This window comes from Pseudacidovorax sp. DMC4, from assembly GCF_056314265.1.
In genome coordinates this window covers 108,925-124,143 of sequence record NZ_JBQUYR010000011.1, presented here as the reverse complement: position 1 = coordinate 124,143, position 15,219 = coordinate 108,925, and the positions used below count along the sequence as shown (strand labels likewise).

Below are 15,219 nucleotides of genomic sequence, written 5' to 3'. Positions count from 1 at the left end.
GTACAACCTCCTCAGTCTCGTAAAGCAGGACCCGCCGGCAACGAAAAGGGCGGTTCCCTCATGCATGTCCCCTTGTCCGCTCAACCGCCCGGCGCCAGAAAGCGGATCGAGCGCAGCGGCAGCCGGCGCCGGGCCCTGTCGGTCAGCTTGTCGTAGTGCTCGTCCCAAAGGTCGAACAGCTTCTCAAGACTGATCAAGGTGATGCGTCGATTTTCCTGCGTGCGGGCTTCGGCCTCGGCATCCTTGGTGAAACCGCCGGTGCAGACGAACAGGCCTACGTCGTCATCGCCCAGCACGGCCATGAAAGACCGCAGGCCTTCGACGCCGACGGTGTTTTGCTGTCGCTTCACCTGAACCTTGATGCGCGGCGGGCGCGTGCCCAGCGCATCGGGCCAGGTCAGGATGTCCACGCCACCATCCTTGCCGGGCGGCGACACCCAGCTGACGTGGTACGACATGGCGCGCAACAGGTCGGCCACCAGTTCCTGGAAGTCGTAAGGATTCATCGCGCGCAGGTACTGCGACACCTCTGCCCAGGCCTGCTCTTCGGCCTCGTCGAAGGTGACACTCGCCGCCTTGGCGTTGTTGTCCACGTCGTTCACCGCATTCGCGGCGGCGGCCACCTCCGCAGCGCTGCCCTCGGAGTCAGGCTGTGCGGCCTTCCATTCCGCGTACAGCTTGCAGGCACGCTTGTAGAAGGCCTCGGGGTCTTGCAGCTCCGCATGGGCCGCCTGGCCTGCCTCGGTGATGGTCCAGATGCCCTTGTCCTTCACCAACCAGCCCGCCTTGACGCAATCGACCGTGGCGAAGCGGACGATCTTCTCGAAGCGGCGCCCGCCGGATTCATAGCTGTCGGCCTCGTAGGGTGACAAGGTGACGCTGCTGGCCAGCACCTGCAATGCTTCACTGCCTCGCATGCCTTCTGGCGCTGACATCAGGATGCTGAAGAGCTCGCGCAGAAATTCGCCGGTGCGGCGGCGGGTGATTTCAGCCATGATTTCGCTCGCTTGTGCGTTGTGGCGGGACTTGATAGAGGTAGGACATGAAAGCTCAGCGCCGCTCCTGCGGGTGGGCGCCCGGCCACAGGCGGGCGAAGTCGAATGAAAGCTGGCGGTGGTGCCGGATGGACAGCAGATAGACCGTCGCACTGGCGTCCATGACGGTGTAGAGCATCAGGTAGTCGCCATGCAGGTACTCGCGCAGAGCACTGGCTGCGCCGGCCGGCAGTGCTGCGAGCTGGGCCAGTGCTTCGGCCGACTGCGGCGGGTTGTCCAGGTAGCGCCGGCCGATGCGGGGGAACCGGGCCAGATTGGGGATGACCGTGGCACGCAGGCCGGCCAGCAGATCATCGAAGGCGAATGCCGCGTCGGCTTCTGCCAGAAAGGCCTCGATGGCGTCCAGCCGCTCCAGGAAGCTTGCGGTCAGTTCGACCCGATGCAGAGCCTCAGCCACGCTTCCTGGCGGCTTTGCCAGTGGGGAAGGCCGCGCGGCGCTGTTGAAGCTGGGCAAGGGCCGCATCGGCCCCGTAGGTGCGGCCGGCCTCGATGTCGGCGATGCCGCGTCGGGCATCGTCGATCAGCAGCAGGTGGATGCGCTCCCGCTCCAGGCGGTGGTAGTAGTCCAGCCGGTCGGCGTCGATGAGCGCGACGTAGCTTTCCCCGTTCTTGGTGATGATCTTTTCGGCACCGGCCTTGGCCTGGTCGGCCAACTCCGAGAGGTTGGCGCGTGCCTGGGTAAAAGGCACGACGTCGCTGGCTGAAAAGCCCATGGCCGGCTCCTTGAGAGTGCAGAATTCTGCGCAGTCTAAGACAGACTCGCGCGTGTCGAGCGCGGGGCGGCCCGCGGGCCGCTCAACCACCCTCGCGCAACGCCGCCAGCAGCGCATGCGTGTCCAGCGGCTTGGAGACATGCGCGTCGAAGCCGGCCTCCAGCGCACGGTCGCGGTCCTGCGGACGGGAGAAGGCGGTGAGCGCGACGCAGCGCACACGTGGATGGCCGGCCTTGGCCTCCAGTCGGCGCAGGGCCCGCACCAGTTCGTAGCCGTCGCGCCCGGGCAAGCCGATGTCGCTGACCAGCAGGCTGGGCCAGCGCTCGCGCATGGCGGCCAGGGCGCTGTCGTGGTCGTGCACCACGCGCACCTGCGCGCCAGCCTCGTGCAGCACCACCTGCAGCATTTCGGCGGCGTCGGGGCTGTCCTCCACGGCCAGGACGTCCTGGCCGGCGAGGGGCTGGTCGCGGTGGGTCGCCGGGCCGCTCTCGGCCGAGGGCTCGGTGCTGACGGGCTGCGCGGGCATGTCCTCCGGCGCCACATCCAGCCGCACCACCAGCCGGGCACCGCGGCCTTCGCCCTCGCTGAAGGCCTGCACGGCGCCGCCGTGCAGCTCGGCCAGGCGCTTGACGATCGACAGGCCCAGGCCCAGGCCGCCATGGAGGCGGTTGTCGGGCCCGTCGCTCTGGGCGAAGCGGTCGAACAGGTGCGGCAGGAAGTCGGGCGCGATGCCCTTGCCCTGGTCCTGCACCTCCAGCGTCAGCTGCCGGCCTTCGCGCCGCAGCGTCACGTCGATGCGCCCGCCGTTGACCGAGAACTTGATCGCGTTGTTCAGCAGGTTCCACACGATCTGCTGGAAGCGCGTCGGGTCCAGCCAGGCGCTCTGCCGTGCATCGTCGTCGGCCTGCGGCAGCACGCGCAGCGAGCGGGCGGCAATGTCGTCCTTCAGCGCGTCGATGGCCGCATGGGTGAGTTCCACCGGATCGGTCCACTCGCGGTGCAGCCGCAGCTTGCCGGCATTGACGCGGGAGACGTCGAGGATGTCCGAGATGATGCGGCTCTGCGCCTTGACGCTGCGGGCGATGGCGTCCAGCGCCTTGGCCATCAGGTCGGGCCGGCCGCCATGCTTCTGCAGGATGTGCACCCAGCCGCTGATGGCATTGAGTGGCGTGCGCAGCTCGTGCGAGAGCACGGCCACGAAGTCGTCCTTGGTGCGGCTGTGGCGCTCGGCCATGGCGCGGGCGGCCTGTTCGCGCTCCAGCACCTCCTGGCGCGCGCGCTCCAGCGCCAGGCGGTCTGAGATGTCCACCGCCACCGCCACCAGCAGCCCGGTGGCGCCGTGCGGCGACAGGCTCCAGGCCAGCGGCACCTCGTGGCCGTCGGCATGCAGCAGCGGGAACTCGGCGCGCCGCACACTGCCGGGGCTGCCCCCCTGGGCGGCCGCGGCCTGGGCCACGAAGGCCTGCACCTGGGCCGCCGCGCCGGGCACCGCCAGGGCGGCGAGCTCCAGGCCGATCAGCGCCTCGGGCGCGCGGCCCAACTGCGAGGCCAGGGCGGGATTCACGTCGTCCAGCCGGCCGGCGGCATCGAGCAGGGCCATGCCGTCGGGCACCTGGTTGTAGATGGCGCGGAAGCGGCTCTCGCTCTGGCGCAGCCGGTCCTCGGCGCTGCGCGCGCGGATCAGCGCCTGCAGCGTGGCCACCAGCACCGCGGGCTCGGCCGGGTGCACCAGGTAGGCGTCGGCGCCGGCGTTGAGGCCGGCCACCTTGTCGCGGTCCTGGACGAAGGTGGCCGACAGGTGGATCACCGGCAGGCTGGCGGTGCGCGGGTCCTCGCGCAAAAGCCGGCAGACCTCGAAGCCGTCCACGTCGGGCAGGTGCACGTCCAGCACCAGCGCCGACATGCCCTGGGCGGCCAGCGCCAGTGCCTGGCCGCCGGAGGCCGCCTCCTCGGTGGCGAAGCCGGCCGCGCGCAGCGTGCGAGCGGTCGAGTAGCGCGTGGTCGGATGGTCGTCCACCACCAGGATGCGGTGGGCACCCCGGTCGATGGTGGTGTGGATCACACGGGTGGTTTCCACGCGACCTCCGGCTGATCGGCAGGCGCGCCCGTGCGCGCGGGCGCGGGCGCCGGCGCATCCGGCAGCTGCATCGGCAGGGTGAGCCAGAAGGTGGAGCCGCGGCCCAGTTCGCTCTCCACGCCCACTTCGCCGCCCAGCAGGCCGGCCAGCTGGCGGCACAGCGCCAGGCCCAGGCCGGTGCCGCGCAGGCGCTTCTGCATCGGCGAATCCACCTGCGAGAAGTCGTCGAAGACCGAGGCCTGGTGCTCCGGGGCGATGCCGATGCCGGTGTCGCTCACCGAGAAGCGCACCCGGTCCTCGCCGAGGCGGCAGGCCGCCACGCGCACCTCGCCCTGCGGCGTGAACTTGAGGGCGTTGGAGACGTAGTTGCGCAGGATCTGCGAGAGCTTGCGGTCGTCGGTGTACAGCCGCGGCAGGTCGCTCGGCTCCTCGAAGGCGAGGCTGACCTGCTGGTTCTCCAGCATGGGCCGGAACATGCCGCGCAGCGCCGAGAACAGGTCGACCATCTCGAACCAGGCCGGCGAGATCTCCACGCGGCCGGCCTCGATCTTGGCCAGGTCGAGCAGGTCGTCCACCATCTCGGCGAACTCGCGCGCCGAGGTCTGGATGAACTGCACCTGCCGGCGCTGCTCGTCGGAGAGCGGGCCGTCCACCTCGTCGCTCAGCAACCGCGCGATGCTGCGGATGGCATTGACCGGCGTGCGGAACTCGTGGCTCATGTGCGACAGGAAGCGGCTCTTGAGTTCGGTGGCGCGCTTGAGGGCGATGGCCTGTTCGTCCAGCTCGGCATAGAGGGCGACCACGCCGCGGTTGGTCTCTTCCAGCTCCTCCCGCAGCAGGGCAGCCTCGGCTTCGGCGGCCTGCAGGCGCTGCTGCAGCTGCAGCACCCGCGCGTCGGTTTGCGGAGATTCGGTCATGGGCCCTCCTTGGGGCGCAGCGCGACGACGCAGACATCGTCGCGGCCGCGGGCATGGTCGGCAAAGATGCGCGCCGCCAGCAGCGTGGGCTCGCGCGCGAGCAGCGGCGCCAGCGCGGCGCCGGGCCAGCGGGTCTGCACGCCGTCGCTGTGCAGCAGGGCCAGCGCATGCGGCGGCCGCGTCGCGGGGGTCATGTCGAAGCGGCGCACCTGCAGCCCCAGCGTGCCGTGGGCCGTCGCCAGGGCCTTGTCGGCGGTGCCCGAGACCAACCGGCCCGCCACATTGCCGGCCCCGGTGTAGCGCAGTGCCTCGCCCTCCATCCACAGGCCGAACACGGCCGCGCCCCGGGTGGTGCGCAGGCGCTCGTGCACGGACTGCATCGTCGCCGCGCCGTCGTCGAAGGGGCGGCTGGCAAAACCGTCCAGCGCCGCCTGGGCGGCGACCTGCGCCTCGGGCCCGTGGCCCAGCCCGTCGGCCAGCAGGGCCGCGGCGCGGCGGCCGTCGAAGGCCAGCATCCAGGCATCGCCGCAGGCGGTCTCGCCGCGCACCGGCACGCACACGGCGCCCCAGTCGAAGGCGTCCGCCCGGGCCGGGGCGGCCACGGCCGTGCCCGTGCTCGGCCGCACGCGGGCCAGGCAGACGGTGCCCATGCCGGGCAGCGAATGGAGGTCGAACCCCTCGCTCTGCCGCGCGATGGCGCCCAGCCCGGTGCCGGCCGTGGCGGTGGTGGAGAAGCCGTCGCGCATCGAGCGCGCCAGGTCGGGCATGCCCGGACCGCGGTCGACCGCGATCAGCTCGATGTCCCCCAGCGCATCGCGCGCGGCCACCAGCAGCTGGCCGGCCTGCGCATGCTTGGCGAGGTTGGTGCCCAGCTCGGTGGCCACCAACGCGGCGCGGGCGGCGTCGTGCTCGGGCCAGGCGCGCTCGGCGGCCAGGCGCGCCACATGGCGCCGGGCTTCGCCGACGAAGCTCAGGTCCTCGATGGGGAACGCGCGGTGCGTCCAGCCGCGGATCACTTCCACTTCACGATGCTCACGCAAGTGCCCTGGCCGGGCGTGGAGCGGATGTCGAAGTCGTTCACCAGCCGCTTGCTGCCCGGCAGGCCCAGGCCCATGCCGCCGCCGGAGGTGTAGCCGTCGGACATGGCGAGGTCGATGTTGGCGATGCCGGGGCCTTCGTCCTCGAAGCGCAGTTGCAGGCCGCGGCGCGCGCCTTCCTGCAGCACGGCCCAGTGCATGCGGCCGCCGCCGCCATGGATCAGCGTGTTGCGCGACAGCTCGCTGGCGGCGGTGACCATCTTGGTCTGCTCCACCAGCGAGAAGCGCAGCTCCTGGCACAGGGCGCGCACCGTCTGCCGGCTGGCGACGATGTGCTGCTCGCTGGCCAGCGGCAGGGTGCCGGTGGGTTCAGGCGCCAAGGCGGGCTCCCGGCTGGGCGCGCAGGCGATCGAGCAGCGCCATGCCGCGCTCGACGTCCAGCGCGGTGCGCACGCCGTCGAGCGACAGGCCCAGCTCGACGAGGGTGATGGCCACGGCCGGTTGCATGCCCACCACCACCGCGGTGGCCGAGAGGATGGCGGCCGTGCCCGAGATGGTGCTGAGCATGCGGCCGATGAAGGAATCGACCACCTCCAGCGCCGAGATGTCGATCAGCACGCCGGAGGCGCCGGTGGCCGCGATGCGGTTGGCCAGGTCTTCCTGCAGCGCCATGGCGGTCTGGTCCTGCAGGTCGATCTGGATGGTGACCAGCAGGGTCTGGCCCATGCGCAGGATCGGGATGCGGTCCATGGGGTTCAGGCCTCGCGGCTGATGCGCCAGCCGTTGGTCTTGAGGGCCTGCGCCAGCGCGTCGGCCAGCGTGGCCTTGGTGACGATGCCCTGCAGGTCGATGCCCAGGTGCACGATGGTCTGCGCGATCTGCGGGCGGATGCCGCTGATGATGCAGTCGGCGCCCATCAGGCGGATGGCCGTGACGGTCTTGAGCAGGTGGCGGGCCACCAGCGTGTCCACCGTGGGCACGCCCGTGATGTCGATGATGGCCAGGGCCGAGCCGGTGTCCACCACCGTCTGCAGCAGCGTCTCCATGACGACCTGGGTGCGGTTGCTGTCCAGCGTGCCGATCATCGGCACGGCCAGCACGCCGTCCCAGAGCTTGACCACCGGGGTGGAGAGTTCGAGCAGGTCCTCCTGCTGGCGGCGGATGACGTCCTCTCGCGACTGCTGGAAGGTGTCGGCCGTGTGCTGCGCCAGGCGGTCGACCAGGGCGGAGAGCGTCCACAGGGCGCTGCCCATGGCGGCCGGGTCCTGCGCGAAGGCCTGCTGCAGGCGGCCGAAGAGGGGCTTCTTGAGCCCCAGAACGAAGACGCTGGTGGCGCCGGCCGAATCGCCCTTGGCGGCGCGGCTGGCCGACAGTTGCTCCAGCGTGCGCCGCAGCGCCTGCCAGGCTGGGCCCTGGAGCGACTGCGCATCGCCCCCGGCTTCGAGGGCGCTGCGCAGGCCATCGGCGACGGCCGTGGCCTCGGCCTTGGCGCTGGCATGCAGGCCGCCCTGCGTGGTGGCCTGGAGCTCGCGCATCCATTCCTCGACCACGGCGGTGGCATCGTCGTTCAGAGCACGGACAAGGGCCGCGGTTTCCGGGTTCATGGGGAGGCCCTCGTTGAATGCTCCCTTGTAGGGATGGGGATGCGGGAGCGTCCAAAAGTGTAGGAAAAGGTGACAGCCGTCGTTGTCAGCCGATACCTCTTTTGCGCTGTTGGCCCACACGGATTGCGCCTGCCATCCGCCATGGCGCGCGCTGCGCCCGTGCAGTGCGACGGGCCGAGGCGGGCCGGTCGCTCGGGAGCGCGGCCGCCCGGCGCCTCAAGCGCCGACTGGCAGCGCCGCGAAGTCCAGCGAATGCGGGTCGCTCAGCGCGCCGAAGCCCAGGCCGCGCTCCATCACCTGCTCGCACACCCGTGCCATGTGCTCGCCGTGGCGGATGAAGATCGACACCAGCGTGGGGTCGAAGGCCGCGCCGCTCTGCGCATGCAGCAGGCGCAGCACCTCCTCGGGCTTCATGCGCGCGCGGTAGCGGCGCTCGCTCACCATCGCATCGAAGAAGTCGACCAGGGCCGTGATGCGCCCCGGCAGCGGAATGGCGTCGCCCCGCAGGCCGCGCGGGTAGCCGCCGCCGTCCCAGCGCTCGTGGTGGGTCAGGGCGATCTCGGCGGCCAGGCGCAGCAGCGGCAGGTCGGAGCCGCCGAGGATCTCGGCGCCCATGACGGTGTGGGCCTCCATCTGCCGGTGCTGGTCCGACGAGAAGCGCCCCGGGTGCTTGAGCAGCGCATCGGCCACGCCGATCTTGCCGACGTCGTGCATGGGCGCGGCCTGCCGCAGCAGCAGTGCGGCTTCGGGGCTGCAGCCGGCCGCCAGGGCCAGGGCCCAGGCCAGGAAGCCCACCCGCACCATGTGCGAGGCCGTCTCGCCATCGCGGAAGCGCGCGGCGCGCGCCAGGTGGTCCAGCACTTCGCGGGGCTCGGCGGGGCCACCCTGGGCGAGCACGCCCGGGCAGCAGTCGATGCCCGCCGCGGCGGTGGTGTCCCGCCCGGCGGCTTCGTCGGCGCCGGGGGCCGGGCCGGCGTCTGCACAGGCGGCCGGCTGCCCGGCCGCCGGTTCGGCGACGCATGCGGGCGTGTGCAGGGCCGTTCCGGCTTGCGGGTCCGCGCCGGTGTCCACCTCGGCGCCGGCCGGCTCGACCGCGTCCAGCCGGTAGCCCTGGCCGTACACCGGCGTGAGGCGCAGCGGGCCCTGGCCGTCCAGCCGCAGCTTGCGGCGCAGGCGGCTGATGTGGGTGTCCACCGTGCGGGTGGTCACGTCCGCCGTCCTGCCCCAGACGCGGTTGAGCAGGTGTTCGCGCGACAGCAGCACGCCCGGGTTCTGGAAGAGGTAGACGGCCAGGTCGAATTCCTTCTGCGTCAGGTCGACCGCCGTGCCGTCGACGGCGATGCGGTGCTGCACCAGGTCCACGCGGTAGCCGTTCAGCTCCAGCACCTGGGGGCCGCGCGTGCGGGCGCGGCGGCTCAGGGCGCTGATGCGGGCCAGCAGTTCCGCCGGGCGCGCGGGCTTGACGAGGTAGTCGTCGGCGCCGCTGTTCAGGCCTTCGACCACGTGCGCCTCCTCGTCGCGCGAGGTCAGCACGATGGCCGGCGGCTGCACGCCCGGGCGGTTGCGCAGCCAGGTCAGCACGTCGCCGCCGGTGCCGTCGGGCAGCGTCCAGTCCAGCACCAGCAGGTCGTAGCGGCGCGAGCCCAGCTCGCGGATCAGCTCGCCGGTGCTGCCGAAGCTGGTCACCTGATGGCCGCCGTGGCTGAGCCACAGGGTGGCCAGGTCCCGCTGATCGGGGTCGTCTTCCAGGAGGGCGATGTTCATGCGGGCTGGGAGTGGGGTTGGGGGCGGTCCTGGGATTGGACGGCCGAGGGGGCGGCCAGATCGTGACGGGACTGCAAACTCCCGCCAGGAGCGGCCTCGTCCAGCCAGCGGGTGAGCCGCACGGTGCTCACGCCGTCGTGGTGCAGGTAGTCGACCTGGTCGCAGGCCTTGCGGATGATGGTCAGGCCGAAGCCGCCTTCGGGGTACTCGTCGAAGTTGGTCGGCAGCTCGTCCTCGGGCGGCACGTAGGGCTCGCCGATGTGGATCAGCGACACCTCCAGCGCGTCGGGCGGCCGCCGCAGCAGCGCCTCCACCGGCGCCTGCGGCAGCCGCCCGCGCGTGTGGCGCACGATGTTGGTGAAGGCCTCCACCACCGCCACGGTGAACAGGCCACTGGCCGGCGAGGTCTGGCCGGCCTCGGCCAGGCCGCGGTCCACCAGGGCCCGCAGGGCGCCGATGGCCCCCGGCTCGGCGGGCAGTTCGAGGCGCTGAACGGGCTGCTGCGGGTCGAACACCCGCACCGTGGCCAGCGTCACGTCGTCGGTCAGCATGGTGCCGGCCAGCAACTGCTGGCGCATGCGGTGCAGCATGGCGGCCGGCGTGGCATGGTGCTGGGCCAGCCGGCGGAAGGCGGCATGCACCTGCTGCACGCCCACGCGCTCGCCGTCAGCCAGGCGGGCGTCGCACAGACCGTCGGAATGCAGCAGCAGGGCGTCGCCCGGGCCCACGGGCCGGCTTTCCTGCGTGAAGCGGGTGTCGGCCAGCACGCCCAGTGGCGGATGCTGGTTGCGCAGCAGCGCCACGGCGCCGCCCGGGCCGATGTGCATCACCTCCTCATGGCCGCAGCCGCACCAGGTGAGCAGGCCGCGCGCCAGGTCGATGCGCACGTAGGCCAGGGTGACGAAGGTCTCCAGCGCCTGCAGGTGCGGTGTCATGGCCGCGTGCACGGCGTTGAGGATGTCGGCCGGCTCGGGCGTGGCGTCGCGGGCGGCGGGCTGCATCATCAGTTCCACGAGCGAGCGGCTGAACTGCATCTTCACGGCCGCGCCCAGCAGCGCGGCATTGACGCCCTTGCCCATCACGTCGCCGGCGATCAGGTCCACGCAGCGCGGGCCCGGGCGCATCACCTCGAAGAAGTCGCCGTCGATGTCCTGCGAGGCATGGTTGAAGCTGCTCAGCCACAGGCCCGGCAGGTCCACGGCAGGCGCGGCCACCAGCAGCGAGGCCTGGATGCGGGCGCTGATCATCACCTCCCGCTGGCGTGCGGCGCGCAGGTCCTCGCGGTGCTGGCGCTGCTCCTCGATGTCCTCGACGATGCCGATGAGGTAGAGCACGCGGCCCCGGTCGTCGCGCGCGAGCGAGGCGGTCAGCCGCACCCACAGCGGCCGACCCGTGGCGCGCACCAGCCGCGCCTCCAGCCGCAGGCTGGAACCGGCACCGTCGAACAGCCGTTCGGTGCCTTCCATCACGGCGGGTGCGTCCAGCGGATGCAGCAGGTGCTGCAGCGGCAGGCCCAGCAGCGCGGCGGCGTCGCGGCCGAGCAGGCGGCACAGCGTCTGGTTGACGCGCACCAGCTGCTGCTGCCGCTCGTCCAGCAGGAAGATGCCCACGGCCGCCTGCTCGAAGGTGGCGCGGGCGCGCACCTCGCTGTCGCGCAGGGCGCGCTCCACGCGGCGCTGCTCCGAGATGTCGCGCATGGTGGCGGTGAACAGCGTCTGCGCGCCGGCGCGCACCGCCACCACCGTGGCCTCCACCGGGAAGTGCTCGCCGTTGGCCCGCAGCGCCATCACGTCGATGCGGCCGCCCCCATGCATGCCCACGCCGGCGCCGCGCAGGGCGTGCATCGCCCGCTGGCGCATGGCGCGCCGGGCCTCGCCGGGTGCCAGCAGGCGGTGGATGGGGCGGTGCAGCGCCTGCTCGCGCGGCAGGCCGAACATGCGTTCGGCCGCGGGGTTGAAGTCGACCACCTTGCCGCGGGCGTCGGCGGTGACGACGGCGTCGAGTGCGCTGTCGAGCACGGCCTGGTGCCGGGCCTGGGCGGTGCTCAGGGCCGCTTCGTTGGCGCGCTGGTCGGCGATGTCGGTGACGAAGCCCAGCACATGCATGGCCTCCTGGCCGCCGCGCGTCACGGGCAGGGCCACGCCGCGCAGCAGCATCCACTTCCAGCGGCCGTCGGCGCAGCGCACGCGGGCCTCGCAGTGCAGGCTGGCGAGCTCCCGGCGCAGATGGCGGGCGAGCCGGTCCGCCAGTGTGTGCCGGTCCTCGGGATGCAGCAGGGCCAACCAGGCGGCGCTGTCGTAGCGGCATTCGGCCGGCGGCTCGCCGCGCATGGCGGCCCAGCGCTCGCTCAGGTCGACCCGGCCGTCGGGCAGCCGCCATTCCCACAGCGCGTCGCCCGACGCCGCCAGCGCGCGGCGCCAGCGCTGGGCGCGCTGCTCGCCCTGCGCATGCAGGCGCGCCAGGGTGGCGCGCGCCGTGCGCTGGCTGGCGATGCTGCGGCGCAGCGCGCGCAGCGCCAGCAGCACGATGGCGAGTGTGAACAGGGTCAGGGCCACGCCGGGGCGGATCTGGCGCAGCAGGTACTGCAGCAGCGGCTGTCGGGGCTGGACGACCAGGACCTTCAGGGGCCGCTGCGGCAGCCATTGCTCGGCGGCCAGGTCGCCGGCGGCCACGGCACCGGCCTGCGTGCCGGCCTGCCAGGGCGCGCGCGCGCTGGCCGTCAGCACCTCGCCGCTGCGGCCGACCAGCACGGCCCAACCCCCACGCTCCTGGGCGAGCGCCTCGGTCAGCCGGTCCAGGCTGTCGGCCTGCAGGAGGGCCACGGCCCAGCCTCGCTGGCCCGGCAGGGAGCGCAGCACCGGCACGACCCCGCCCGGCGCACGTTGCGCGAGGGCGGGGGGCAGTGCGGCCGCGGACAACCGCCGGCCGACGCACGGGTCGCAGGCGGAGGCCGTGGCCGGTAGCCCCAGACTGGCGGGCGGCGGCAGCAGTGTCGCCCCGCCCTGCGTCAGGCCTGCGCCGCGCTCGTCGAGCGCGAGCACCGCCAGCAGTTCGTGGTCCCATGGTGGCCGCAGGCCTTCCCCGGCGGTGGCAGGCAGCGCGGCCGCCCCGGGCGCGGCCGGCAACGGGCCGGCCGGCATGGCCGCTGCCAGGGCCCGCGTGGCCGCTTCCGCCCGGTCCAGGCTGGCGTCCACCAGGCTGGCGAGCGCCGCGGCATGCAGCCGGGCATGTTCCCGCGCTTCGTCGCGCAGATTGTTCCAGCCCAGCGCAAGCCGGGTGGCCAGCGTCAGCAGCACCGCGACGGCCACCAGCAGGCCCACCCAGCGCAACTGCTGCTCGCGCCGGCGCAGGGCGCGTTCCAGTGCGGCGTCGGGGCCGGCGTCGGCGCGCGGGTGCGGACCTGCGTCCTGGCCCGCCTCAGTCGAAGGAGGCGACGGCATCCTGCCGGTCCGGGAAGATCTGGAACACGCGGTTCATGCGCATCAGTGCCAGCAGCGCCTGCACCGTGGGCGTGAGGTTGCACAGCCGCAGGTCGCCACGCCGGGCATTGAGCTGCCGCAGGCAGGAGATCAGCGCGCCCAGGCCCGAGCTGTCGATGAACTTCACGCCCTGCAGGTCGAACACCACCCGCGTCGCCGTGGGGCCGACCAGGGCCTGCATGGTCTCCTTGAACTCGCGCACGTTGCTGGCGTCGAGGTTGGCCTCGCGCAGGGCGATCACGACGATGTCGTGTCCGGCGGGGTGGCTGCTGATTTCCATGGTGGCGTGTCTCCGTCGCGGGCGGGGGCGATCAGGCCGTCGAGGGCGGCCTCCAGTGCATCGAGGGCCTGGCGGATGCCGGCCGGGTCGGTCTGCCCTTCGGCATGGCGCGCCAGCTCGCCCAGCGCGGCGAAGCCGTAGCTGCCGGCGGCACCGGCCAGGCGGTGCAGCGCCTGCTGGCGGCCCTGGGCATCGGCGGCCTCCAGGATGGCCGCCCGGCGCTGGGGCAGGCCGTCGAGGAAGCGGCGGCGCAGCGCCGCGTAGGCGGGCCCGCCGCGGTCAGCCCCGGGGCCCACGGCCGTGCTCCCAGTACATGCGGATGTCCTGCGGCAGGCGCACGGGGTCGAAGGGCTTGACGATCACACCGGTGGCACCGTGGCGCAGCAGCTCCTCCAGCTGTTCGGGCATCGCCTTGGCCGTGAGGAAGACCACCGGCACGCCTTCCATGCCGGGCAGCTGCCGCAGCTGCTGCAGGGTCTGGGGGCCGGACAGCTGCGGCATCATGACGTCCAGCAGCACCAGGTCGGGCCGGAAGCGGGGGGCGGCCTGCAGCGCCTCGGCACCGCTGCCCACCGCGCAGACCTCGTAGCCGCCGATCTGGCGCAGGCTGAAGTCGAGGATGTAGCGGATGTCGTCGTCGTCCTCCACGCACATCACGCGCCGCAGCGCGTCGTCGCCGTCGAGGGGTGCGTCGATCCGAACACCGTCGGCTTCGCCTGCGGTGCAGGCACTCTTCGGAACAGCCGGGTGAACGCTCATGGCACCGCCCTCGCGCGGGCCGGCTGCGGGGCCGGTTCGGCCGGGAACCAGACGTCGAAGGTGGAGCCGACCTCGCCGGCGCCGGGCGCGTAGCCGATGCGTCCACCCATGCGCTGTACCAGCAGCCGCGCCAGGTGCAGGCCCAGGCCGGTGCCGCCGGGCCCGCGCTGGTCGCCGCCCTCGGCCTGGGCGAACTTCTCGAACAGGCGGGAGCGGAACGCCGCCGGCACGCCGCGGCCCTGGTCGGTGACGGCGATGCGCTGGCCGTCGCCGGTGTCGCTGAGCTCGATGAGCACCGTCTGGCCGGGCGCCGAATGCTTGATGGCGTTGGAGATCAGGTTGGCCAGCACCTGCAGCAGGCGGTCGGCATCCACGCTGGCGCCGCGGCCCGTGACCGGCGTGGTGGCCGGGCAGCGCAGCCGCAGCTGCACGCCGGCACGCGCCGCATAGGCCTGCGCGGCGCTCACGGCCTCGCCGGCCAGCGGGGCCAGCGCCTGCGACTGGCAATGCAGGGTCATGCGGTCGCCTTCGAGCTTGGCCAGGTCCAGCACGTCGTCGATCAGCTTGCCCAGGCGCTCGCCGTTGCGCTGCGCGGCGGCCACCAGGGGCTGTGCGGTCGGCGGCAGCCGGCCGGCCACACCCGAGGCCAGCAGGCCGACGGCGCCGAGGATGGAGGTCAGCGGCGTGCGCAGCTCGTGGCTGACGCTGGCCAGGAATTCGTCGCGCATGCGCTCGTTGCGCAGCGCCTCGGTCAGGTCGCGCAGCACCCAGGTCGTGCGCACGGCGCCGCCCTCGCACCAGCGGCTGGCGCTGGCCTGGGCCCAGAAGCCGTTGCCGTCGGCCGTGCGCAGCCACAGGCGCTCGCCGGTGGCGAGCTGGCCGGGCGCCGCGCCGATGACGGCCTCCAGTGGCTGGCCGGCCAGGCTGCGCGCGCCGGCCTCGCCGAAGTGGCGCAGCGCGGCGCGGTTGGCGTCCACCACCATCGCCTGCGCGTCCACGGTGACGACGGCGTCGGCGATGTTGTCCTGGATGCCGCGCTGGCGCTGCAGCTGGCGCCGCCAGTCGGCCAGCAGGGCCGAGCGCTGGGCCTGGCGTGCCAGCCGGGCCTCCAGCAGGGCGTCGCTCAGCCCGAGATGCAGGCAGTCGTCCATGCCGGCCGCGAAGGCCTCGATGGCGCGCGCCTCGTCCGGCGCCTCCAGCAGCGACACGATGGGCAGCCACGGGTCCCCGGCACGCAGGCGGGCACAGGCCCGTTCGGGCTCCCACTCGCCCGGGCCCGGCAGCCACAGCAGCACGTCCGTGGGAATGCCCGAGCCCAGCCAGGCGACGGCCTCGCCCACCCCGGCCACGGGGCGCACGCGGTGGCCTGTGCGCCCGAGCCGGGCGCACAGGGCGGCGCGCGCGGCCCCGTCGGCGCCGACGACGAGGACGTGAAAGGTCGGATAAGGGTTGGAAGGCATGGAGAAAGGTGTCCGGCTTGTCTCGTGGTTGTGCCGCTGTGCGTGACCGGCAGGTGACACAGGGTCAGGCAAAA

The 15,219-nt window shown here is 72.8% G+C and carries 15 protein-coding genes; all 15 read right to left on the bottom strand.

From position 1 onward, the window contains the following. Positions 1-80: 80 nt before the first annotated feature. The 15 genes from ACT54X_RS20375 to ACT54X_RS20305 all read right to left on the bottom strand — a co-directional run bounded on the left by ACT54X_RS20375 (position 81) and on the right by ACT54X_RS20305 (position 15,145). Positions 81-995: a restriction endonuclease gene (locus ACT54X_RS20375; protein ID WP_476348205.1), complete on the bottom strand. Its 915-nt coding sequence runs from the start codon at positions 993-995 to the stop codon at positions 81-83. Positions 996-1,050: 55 nt separating this feature from the next. After that, positions 1,051-1,452 carry a type II toxin-antitoxin system RelE/ParE family toxin gene (locus ACT54X_RS20370; protein ID WP_294375553.1) on the bottom strand — a complete coding sequence of 134 codons (402 nt, stop codon included), beginning with the start codon at positions 1,450-1,452 and terminating at the stop codon, positions 1,051-1,053. Next, on the bottom strand, positions 1,445-1,768 hold the full coding sequence (locus ACT54X_RS20365; protein ID WP_476348203.1) for a type II toxin-antitoxin system Phd/YefM family antitoxin: 324 nt from the start codon (positions 1,766-1,768) through the stop codon (positions 1,445-1,447). The genes ACT54X_RS20370 and ACT54X_RS20365 overlap by 8 nt, the downstream gene beginning before the upstream one ends. An 82-nt stretch (positions 1,769-1,850) precedes the next feature. Further along, the gene (locus tag ACT54X_RS20360) at positions 1,851-3,845 is read right to left on the bottom strand and encodes a hybrid sensor histidine kinase/response regulator (RefSeq protein WP_476348201.1); all 1,995 of its coding nucleotides are present in this window, start codon (positions 3,843-3,845) and stop codon (positions 1,851-1,853) included. Next, positions 3,827-4,762, bottom strand: coding sequence for a sensor histidine kinase (locus ACT54X_RS20355; RefSeq protein ID WP_114802722.1), 936 nt, complete (start codon positions 4,760-4,762; stop codon positions 3,827-3,829). Before ACT54X_RS20355 ends, ACT54X_RS20360 begins: the two co-directional genes overlap by 19 nt. Then, positions 4,759-5,784 carry an ATP-binding SpoIIE family protein phosphatase gene (locus ACT54X_RS20350; protein ID WP_476348198.1) on the bottom strand — a complete coding sequence of 342 codons (1,026 nt, stop codon included), beginning with the start codon at positions 5,782-5,784 and terminating at the stop codon, positions 4,759-4,761. Before ACT54X_RS20350 ends, ACT54X_RS20355 begins: the two co-directional genes overlap by 4 nt. Beyond that, positions 5,775-6,179, bottom strand: a complete 405-nt coding sequence (locus ACT54X_RS20345) for an anti-sigma regulatory factor (RefSeq protein ID WP_017757019.1) — start codon at positions 6,177-6,179, stop codon at positions 5,775-5,777. The genes ACT54X_RS20350 and ACT54X_RS20345 overlap by 10 nt, the downstream gene beginning before the upstream one ends. Continuing rightward, on the bottom strand, positions 6,169-6,549 hold the full coding sequence (locus ACT54X_RS20340) for an STAS domain-containing protein (RefSeq protein WP_114802720.1): 381 nt from the start codon (positions 6,547-6,549) through the stop codon (positions 6,169-6,171). The genes ACT54X_RS20345 and ACT54X_RS20340 overlap by 11 nt, the downstream gene beginning before the upstream one ends. Before the next feature lie 5 nt (positions 6,550-6,554). Continuing rightward, positions 6,555-7,403 (bottom strand): STAS domain-containing protein, encoded by an 849-nt coding sequence (locus tag ACT54X_RS20335; protein ID WP_114802719.1) that lies wholly within the window; start codon positions 7,401-7,403, stop codon positions 6,555-6,557. A gap of 216 nt (positions 7,404-7,619) precedes the next feature. Next, entirely contained in the window at positions 7,620-9,167 is a 1,548-nt protein-coding gene (locus tag ACT54X_RS20330; protein WP_476348196.1) for an HD domain-containing phosphohydrolase, read from the bottom strand. Next, positions 9,164-12,607 (bottom strand): SpoIIE family protein phosphatase, encoded by a 3,444-nt coding sequence (locus ACT54X_RS20325; RefSeq protein ID WP_476348194.1) that lies wholly within the window; start codon positions 12,605-12,607, stop codon positions 9,164-9,166. The genes ACT54X_RS20330 and ACT54X_RS20325 overlap by 4 nt, the downstream gene beginning before the upstream one ends. After that, positions 12,585-12,926, bottom strand: coding sequence for an STAS domain-containing protein (locus ACT54X_RS20320; RefSeq protein WP_294375579.1), 342 nt, complete (start codon positions 12,924-12,926; stop codon positions 12,585-12,587). Before ACT54X_RS20320 ends, ACT54X_RS20325 begins: the two co-directional genes overlap by 23 nt. Beyond that, entirely contained in the window at positions 12,884-13,222 is a 339-nt protein-coding gene (locus tag ACT54X_RS20315; RefSeq protein ID WP_114802715.1) for an Hpt domain-containing protein, read from the bottom strand. The genes ACT54X_RS20320 and ACT54X_RS20315 overlap by 43 nt, the downstream gene beginning before the upstream one ends. Then, positions 13,206-13,685: a response regulator gene (locus ACT54X_RS20310; protein ID WP_476348191.1), complete on the bottom strand. Its 480-nt coding sequence runs from the start codon at positions 13,683-13,685 to the stop codon at positions 13,206-13,208. The genes ACT54X_RS20315 and ACT54X_RS20310 overlap by 17 nt, the downstream gene beginning before the upstream one ends. After that, positions 13,682-15,145: a sensor histidine kinase gene (locus ACT54X_RS20305; protein WP_354319468.1), complete on the bottom strand. Its 1,464-nt coding sequence runs from the start codon at positions 15,143-15,145 to the stop codon at positions 13,682-13,684. Before ACT54X_RS20305 ends, ACT54X_RS20310 begins: the two co-directional genes overlap by 4 nt. Between the last annotated feature and the right edge of the window lie 74 nt (positions 15,146-15,219).

Excerpts from the sequence above, each read along its gene's own strand:
- ACT54X_RS20375 (WP_476348205.1), bottom strand. The coding sequence starts at position 995 with ATGGCTGAAATCACCCGCCGCCGCACCGGCGAATTTCTGCGCGAGCTC.
- ACT54X_RS20365 (WP_476348203.1), bottom strand. The coding sequence starts at position 1,768 with ATGGGCTTTTCAGCCAGCGACGTCGTGCCTTTTACCCAGGCACGCGCC.
- ACT54X_RS20355 (WP_114802722.1), bottom strand. The coding sequence starts at position 4,762 with ATGACCGAATCTCCGCAAACCGACGCGCGGGTGCTGCAGCTGCAGCAG.
- ACT54X_RS20340 (WP_114802720.1), bottom strand. The coding sequence starts at position 6,549 with ATGGACCGCATCCCGATCCTGCGCATGGGCCAGACCCTGCTGGTCACC.
- ACT54X_RS20335 (WP_114802719.1), bottom strand. The coding sequence starts at position 7,403 with ATGAACCCGGAAACCGCGGCCCTTGTCCGTGCTCTGAACGACGATGCC.
- ACT54X_RS20330 (WP_476348196.1), bottom strand. The coding sequence starts at position 9,167 with ATGAACATCGCCCTCCTGGAAGACGACCCCGATCAGCGGGACCTGGCC.
- ACT54X_RS20325 (WP_476348194.1), bottom strand. The coding sequence starts at position 12,607 with ATGCCGTCGCCTCCTTCGACTGAGGCGGGCCAGGACGCAGGTCCGCAC.
- ACT54X_RS20320 (WP_294375579.1), bottom strand. The coding sequence starts at position 12,926 with ATGGAAATCAGCAGCCACCCCGCCGGACACGACATCGTCGTGATCGCC.
- ACT54X_RS20310 (WP_476348191.1), bottom strand. The coding sequence starts at position 13,685 with ATGAGCGTTCACCCGGCTGTTCCGAAGAGTGCCTGCACCGCAGGCGAA.
- ACT54X_RS20305 (WP_354319468.1), bottom strand. The coding sequence starts at position 15,145 with ATGCCTTCCAACCCTTATCCGACCTTTCACGTCCTCGTCGTCGGCGCC.